General features: G+C 66.9%; 8 protein-coding genes. 3 read left to right on the top strand and 5 right to left on the bottom strand.

Going from position 1 to position 7021, the window contains the following annotated elements; all coding sequences use genetic code 11:
- The 3 genes from VNJ47_00705 to VNJ47_00695 all read left to right on the top strand — a co-directional run.
- A partial coding sequence (locus VNJ47_00705) for a hypothetical protein (GenBank protein HXG27354.1) occupies positions 1-351 on the top strand: 351 nt, incomplete at its 5' end.
- Between the two features lie 143 nt (positions 352-494).
- Positions 495-2744 carry a catalase/peroxidase HPI gene (gene katG, locus VNJ47_00700; GenBank protein HXG27353.1) on the top strand — a complete coding sequence of 750 codons (2250 nt, stop codon included), beginning with the start codon at positions 495-497 and terminating at the stop codon, positions 2742-2744.
- A 229-nt stretch (positions 2745-2973) separates the two neighbouring features.
- On the top strand, positions 2974-4452 hold the full coding sequence (locus VNJ47_00695) for an AAA family ATPase (GenBank protein ID HXG27352.1): 1479 nt from the start codon (positions 2974-2976) through the stop codon (positions 4450-4452).
- 4 nt (positions 4453-4456) lie between these two features.
- Here VNJ47_00695 and VNJ47_00690 read toward each other — a convergent pair whose 3' ends face one another.
- The 5 genes from VNJ47_00690 to VNJ47_00670 form a co-directional block, all read right to left on the bottom strand.
- Positions 4457-5437: a hypothetical protein gene (locus VNJ47_00690; GenBank protein HXG27351.1), complete on the bottom strand. Its 981-nt coding sequence runs from the start codon at positions 5435-5437 to the stop codon at positions 4457-4459.
- On the bottom strand, positions 5434-5727 hold the full coding sequence (locus tag VNJ47_00685) for an MmoB/DmpM family protein (GenBank protein ID HXG27350.1): 294 nt from the start codon (positions 5725-5727) through the stop codon (positions 5434-5436). The genes VNJ47_00690 and VNJ47_00685 overlap by 4 nt, the downstream gene beginning before the upstream one ends.
- Positions 5724-6035: a Rieske 2Fe-2S domain-containing protein gene (locus VNJ47_00680; protein ID HXG27349.1), complete on the bottom strand. Its 312-nt coding sequence runs from the start codon at positions 6033-6035 to the stop codon at positions 5724-5726. The genes VNJ47_00685 and VNJ47_00680 overlap by 4 nt, the downstream gene beginning before the upstream one ends.
- Entirely contained in the window at positions 6032-6283 is a 252-nt protein-coding gene (locus VNJ47_00675) for a toluene-4-monooxygenase system B family protein (protein ID HXG27348.1), read from the bottom strand. The genes VNJ47_00680 and VNJ47_00675 overlap by 4 nt, the downstream gene beginning before the upstream one ends.
- Positions 6280-7021: YHS domain-containing protein (locus tag VNJ47_00670; GenBank protein ID HXG27347.1), on the bottom strand; the 742-nt coding region annotated here is incomplete at its 5' end. The genes VNJ47_00670 and VNJ47_00675, both read right to left, overlap by 4 nt.

Raw genomic sequence — 7021 nt, 5'->3', positions numbered from 1 at the left:
GGTGAGATTCGCGGCGGACGTTTCGTGAGCGGGTTCTCCGGCGAGCAGTTCGCGCTCCCGGAGGCCGTCGGACTGCTGCGCGCAAAGGAAGAGGCCGAGCCCGCGCTCGTATCCATCTCCGCCGCCGACCCGCTCAACCTGCTCGGCATCCTGCTGCCGGGAGAGAAACTGCCGGCGCTGCCCGGCAACCGCCTGTTGTTCCGCGGCGGGCAGGTCGTGGCCGTGCAGCTGTCGGGCGAAGTGCGCTACCTGGAATCCGTGCCCGCGCAAACCGAGTGGGAGTGGCGCAACGTGCTGGTACGGCAGGCAAAGCACGCCGCTTTCCAGGAACAGCCTGCGCGGCCTCAGTGACCGGGTCGTGGACGCGGGCCGCATGCGGACCTGGCCCGATAGATAAAGTTAATGGCCATGAGAGAAATAAAAAATTGGATATATTCCTGAAGCGGGTCTTTAATCCGGGGTGCATCCGGTATCCAACCCGAGGAGAGGCCCCGATGAAAAGGAATATCTTCGTCATTGCCCTGTGCGCCGCGCTTGTCGCCTGCAGCAAATCCACGCCGCCGGAAACAAAACCCGCGCAGGAACCAGACAAGCCCTCGCGCACGGCCCTGGCCCGTGGTGTCCCGGACAACGACTACTGGTGGCCCAATCGCCTGGACCTGAGCCCTTTGCGCGACGCGTCGTCCTCGGCCGATCCCATGGGACCGGGTTTCGATTACGCCAAGGCCGTCGCCACGCTCGATGCGGAGGCGCTGAAGAAAGATCTCAAGGCGCTGATGCGAGATTCGCAGGACTGGTGGCCGGCGGATTTCGGCCACTACGGTCCGTTCTTCATCCGCATGTCCTGGCATGCTGCCGGCACCTACCGCACGATCGACGGCCGCGGCGGTGCCGACGGCGGCATGCAGCGCTTCGCGCCGCTCAACGCCTGGCCGGACAACGCCAGCCTGGACAAGGCGCGCCGCTTGTTGCAGCCGATCAAACTCAAGTATGGCAACGCCGTCTCCTGGGCCGATCTGATGGTCCTCGCCGGCGATGTCGCGATGCAGGACATGGGCTTCACCACCCTGGGGTTTGCGTTTGGCCGCGCCGATGAATGGATTCCCGAGGAAGTGAACTGGGGGCCGGAAGGCGAATGGCTGGGCAGCCAGCGGCATAGCGGCGAGCGCATACTGGACAAACCTTTCGGCGCCACCCAGATGGGCCTGATCTACGTGAACCCGGAAGGCCCCGACGGCAAGCCGGACCCGATCGCGGCCGCGCATGACATCCGCCAGACCTTCGGGCGCATGGGCATGAACGACGAAGAAACCGCCGCACTGATCGTGGGCGGCCATACTTTCGGCAAGGCACACGGTGCCCACAAGCCGGGCGACTGTGTCGGCCCGGACCCGGAAGCCGCCCCACTGGAAGAGCAAGGCCTGGGCTGGAAGAACAAGTGTGGCACCGGCAAGGGTGCCGACGCCGTGACCAGCGGCCTGGAGGGCGCGTGGACGGTGACGCCGGCGCAGTTCAGCCACAATTTCCTGCAGAATCTCTATGGCTTCGAATGGGAGCTGATCGAAGGCCCCGGCGGCGCCAAGCAGTGGAGGCCCAAGGAAGGCAAGGGCGCCAACCTGGTGCCGGATGCGCATGATCCCAACAAGCGCCATGCGCCGATGATGCTGACCACCGACCTGGCCTTGCGTGAGGACCCGAAGTACCGCGAAATCACCCAGCGCTGGCTCGATAACCCGAAGGAATTCGAGGTGGCCTTCGCCAGGGCCTGGTTCAAGTTGATCCACCGCGACATGGGGCCGACATCGCGCTATCGGGGTCCCTGGGTCCCGAAGGAGCAGTTCCTGTGGCAGGACCCCGTGCCGCCGGTGGACCACAAGCTGATCGGCGCGGCGGAGATTGCTCAGCTGAAGGCCCAGATCCTGAACTCCGGCCTGACCATTCCCGAGCTGGTGCGCACCGCCTGGGCCTCCGCGGCCACTTTCCGCAAGACCGACATGCGCGGCGGCGCCAACGGCGCGCGCATCCGGCTCGCGCCGCAGAAGGACTGGGCGGTCAACGACCCGCAGGAACTGGCCAAGGTGCTGGCGCAGCTGGAATCCATCCAGCAGAAGTTCAATGCCAGTGGCAAGAAAGTGTCGCTGGCCGATCTGATCGTGCTCGGCGGCGCCGCGGCGATCGAGAAGGCCGCGGCCAACGCGGGCCACAAGATCACGGTACCCTTCGTACCCGGTCGCACCGACGCTACCCAGGACATGACGGACGTGGAGTCCTTCGCGGTGCTGGAGCCGGAGGCCGACGGTTTCCGCAACTACCTGAAGCCCGGCCATCCGACCCCACCGGCCGAGGCCCTGGTCGAGCGCGCCGCCTTCCTGGACCTGACCGTACCGGAAATGACGGTGTTGGTCGGCGGTCTGCGGGTGCTCAATGCCAACCATGGCGGGAGCCCGCACGGTGTGTTCACCGACAAACCGGGAAGCCTGACCAACGACTTCTTCGTCAACCTGGTGGATATGTCCACGGTCTGGCAGAAGGCCGACGGCCAGCCGGGCATTTATGAAGGCAAGGATCGCGCGAGCGGCGCGGTGAAGTGGACCGCCACGCCGGTGGACCTGATCTTCGGCTCCAACTCGGAGCTGCGCGCCATCGCCGAGTTCTATGCCTCCGCGGATTCGAAGGAACGCTTCGTCAAGGACTTCGTGGCGGCCTGGAACAAGGTGATGATGCTCGACCGCTTCGAAATCTGATCGATCTCGGAGCAGGTCGAGGGGGAGGCGGCCCCGGCCGTCGGCGCGGGGCTGTTCCTAACCACGGCGGTGCGGGTCAGCGGTTTCGCGGTACTGGCCCTGTCCGATTTCACGCTCAACGTGACGGTGGCACCATCTCGGCCACCATCATCGGCATCGCGCTGTTCGATGTGCTGTTCCTGCCGGCGTAGCTGCAGTATTTTGACCGGGGGACGACCAGGAAAACGTCATGAACGACCTGCACGACCTGACGCTGATCCTGAAGTCGCGCTTCCCGATCGTGACGATCGAGACGCACGAGGAACCGCGCGTGCAGGCCCTGCTGGAGCGCATCGCCAATCTCGAGCAGTGGCCGCTGTGGACCTGGAGCGTGACCCAGGGCCTGAAGCGCTTCCTGGTGAGCGAGAACGCGGTGTACGAAACCCGGGAACTGGCCGCGGCGCTGCGCAATATCGAGTCCAGCCCGAGCCTGGGGTTGTACGTGCTGATGGATCCCGACCCCTTCCTGCAGGACGCGGTCAACCTGCGCCTCATCAAGGAGATCGCACTCGGTTACCATCGCATCGCCAAGACGCTGGTGCTGGTCGGGCACCGGATCGAACTGCCGCCCGACCTTAAGCGCATGAGCGCGAGCTTCACGCTCTCGATGCCCGATGCCGGGCAGGTGCGCAAGATTCTCGCCGAGGAGGTGCAGCTCTGGCAGCAGGGCGGCAGCAAGCTCAAGGGCGATCCGCAGACGGCCAACACCCTGGTGCAGCACCTGGTCGGTATGAGCCTGGACGATGCGCGCCGGCTGATCCGGCAGGCGATCCGCGACGACGGGTTGCTGAGCCACGCCGACATCGCCCGGGTGCTGAAGCTCAAGCACGAAGCCCTGGGCAGCAGCGGTCTGCTGGAACTGGAGCTGGATACCGGCAGCTTCGCGGATGTCGGCGGGCAGAAAAACCTCAAGCGCTGGCTGGCGCTGCGCCGCAGCGCCTTTGCCGGCGCGCAGGCCGGCCAGGGCCTGGATGCGCCCAAGGGCATCCTGCTGCTGGGCGTGCAGGGCGCGGGCAAGAGCCTGGCCGCCAAATCCATTGCCGGCAGCTGGGGCCTGCCGCTGCTGCGGCTGGACTTTGCCACGCTGTACAACAAGTACCACGGCGAGACCGAGCGTAACCTGCGCGAGAGCCTCAAGCAGGCCGAGGCCATGGCGCCCTGCGTGCTGTGGATCGACGAGATCGAGAAGGGCCTGGCGCCGGATGATGGCGGCAGCGACGGCGGCGTGTCGCGGCGCGTGCTGGGTACGCTGCTCACCTGGATGACCGAGCGCAAGGCGCGCATCTTTCTGGCCGCGACCGCCAACGACATCTCACGGCTGCCGCCGGAGCTGCTGCGCAAGGGTCGCTTCGACGAGATCTTCTTCGTGGACCTGCCGGATGGCGAAACCCGGCAGGAGATCTTCCGCATCCACTTCAGGCGCCGGCAACTGGACCCGGCGGCCTTCGATCTGGCGCAGCTGGCGCAGGCGGCGGAGGGTTTCTCCGGCGCCGAGATCGAGCAGGCGATCGTTGCCGCGTTGTACGAGGCCCAGGGGGCCGGCCAGCCGCTCGCGGCGTCGCATGTCCTCGGGGAAGTCCGGCGCACGCGGCCGCTGTCGGTGGTGATGGCAGAAAAGGTGGCCGAGCTGCGCGCGTGGGCCGCCAGCCGGACCGTGCCGGCGAATTAGCCGGTCAGCATACGGCCGTGCGTGATTCCTGAGCCTTCGCTTGCGCCAGCATCTGCCGCCAGTTTTCATGCACACGGTTTTCGGACGGCTCGGTCGTCATCTCCATGTGCTCCGCCAGCGTGGCGATGGCCGCGGCCACCGGCGGCAGCCACTGTTCAAGCACCGTCTCCAGCGCGCTGCGCTGTTCCGGCCGGTCACGCAGCGCGCTGGCCAGCAACGCCTGGCTCCACTGCCGATGCCACTCGCAATCCTCGTTCAGTGACAGGAACAGGCGCTGCAGGGGATCGTCCCCCTGCGCCTGTGCGTGGCGCCCCAGATCCAGCATGAGGAAACCGTCGAGAGCCGGCTTGAGCACGAAATCCAGCATGACCAGGGCCGCACCCCAGTCCCAGGTCACCAGCCCGCGCTCGATCACCTCGCGCAGCGGCTGCCAGTGCGCAGCCTGTTCCCAGTCCTGCCGCCCGCTGCGAGCGGCGAACTCGGGCCGGGCCCGCTGCAGCTGGCGGATACGGAAGGCGATGCGCTCGATGCGGCGGATTTCATCCGCGGCCTGGAACATCGCGGCAATCGCGATGCGGCCGGAGGGCGCCATCTGCGCGATGTAGGCCGCCTGCATCTGCAGACCGTGGAAGGGGTGGAGCAGGACGCAGAGATGGGCCAGCAGCCGCGCGACCCAGGTCGCGTCGAGGTGCCGGTCGTGCCCGTTCTGCTCGATCGAGCGCAGCAGGCGCCCGACGAAGATCTCCTTCTGGCTCTGCAGCGTGGTGTAGCTGCTGTAGGTCGTGCGCCGGGGGTCGGCGAAGCTTTCCCAGTCGCGGCACTGGAGGATCGAGTCCTTCTGGTAGCGTTCGTACCACTGTGCGACCGGCACGTTCACCTCGAAGCCGCGCTGCGGGTGGTAGAGCAGGCGGCTGGTGACGATGTCGTATTCGGTCGGCTTGCGCCCGAGCGACATCAGGTGCCAGTAGGTCTTCTGCCCTTTCATGCGCGGCGCCGGTATTCCCACACCGCCTCGTCGTCGCCGAGGGAGAGATTGCCCTTGAACGAGGGCATCACCGCTTCGAGGTCGCCCGGCATCACGAACGGTCGCCCCAGCGATTGCTCGACCGCGGCGCGCGGCATCACGCAGCGCCCGGGCACCAGCACGCGCAGGTAGGCGCCGCGGTCCAGCACCTCGACCTCCGCATTGGATTCGCGGATCGCGGCGATGATGGCGCGCGCGATTTCGCCGTGCTCCAGCACCGGCCCGACGCGGTCCAGGCGGGCATCGCTCATGTCGCGTCCACCTCGACCAGGATTGCGCCGTCCTCGATCCGGACCGGGTAGACCTGCAGGCGGGCAGCGGCCGGATTGATGCCGTGGCCGCTGGACGCATCGTACTGCCAGTGATGCGCACGGCAGGTCAGCACGCCGTCCGCCAGCTCGCCTTCGCTCAGCGGCACGCCCTGGTGCGCGCAGCGATCGGCATAGGCGCAAACCCGGCCGTCGAGCTTGAGCAGCAGCACCGGCTGGCCTTCGATGCGGCAGGCCTGCATCTCGCCGTCCCACAGCTCCGCCAGCGGCATGGCCTTGCGATAGCTCATGGCGGCGCGTCCTCGGTGATCACGTCCACGCGGTCGAGCGCCTGCAGGCCGGCCTGCGTGACGGTCAGTTCCGGGTCGAGGCGGCGGCCGTCGCGGAATACATGCGCCACCGGCTTGGGCGCCACGCGGCAGGCAGCGGCCTCCTGCAGGCAGGCGGCGACGTCGGCCACGGTGTCATGGTCCTGCACCAGCAGCACCAGACCGATGCTGTCGCCCTTGAGGAAGCCGTAGAGCGGCACCAGCATCATGCCTCCCGGTCCACCATCCAGGGGTAGCGGCCACCCGCCATGTCCTTGCCCCAGACGTCCTGGTCCAGCCCGAAGTAATTGCGCAGCAGTTCGAGCAGGTTGGCGGGCGCCTCGCCGCTGAGGATGCGCTTCACCACGTCCTTGTGTCCGGCGTAGCGTTCCGGCGCCTGCCTGAAGATCCATTCGCAGGGCTCGGAGCAGAAGACATACTTGCGGCCCTCGTGCACATGGATGCGCGCGGTGTTGTGCGCGGGCGTGCCGCCGCACAGCACCAGCTGGCACAGGTCGCAGAAGGTGACCGGCGTGACCCCGTGCGCGTACCACTCGACGCCGGGCCCGCTCTCCACCCAGCGTTGCGTGAGCCGCTCCCAGATCGGGTCGTACTGATCCCAGCTGTCGGGGTAATGGCTGCGCAGCCAGGCCCGCTCGCGCGGGCCGGGCAGGGCGAAATTGAACCAGGTGGTGGCGCGGTAGCTGTAGGCGCTGGCATACACCATGTGATGGTAGTGGTCGAGCGCCTTCAGGAAGGTATCCCAGTACCACGGCCGCTGCAGGCCGAACTCGTCGAGACTGCGCTGGAACTGCTCCAGGATCCATTCGCCCATGAATTCCTTGAAGGATTGCGTGCGGCTGGCCAGCGGCGTCAGGTAGTCCATGTGGAAGCCGGTGATCACCGCGAAGAACAGCCAGCTGCGCCAGAACCACTTGTCCACCAGGTACTGCGCATAGGCGGGGGCG

This window comes from Nevskiales bacterium (assembly GCA_035574475.1).
Classification (GTDB): domain Bacteria; phylum Pseudomonadota; class Gammaproteobacteria; order Nevskiales; family DATLYR01; genus DATLYR01.
This window is presented reverse-complemented; position numbering and strand designations above follow the sequence as displayed.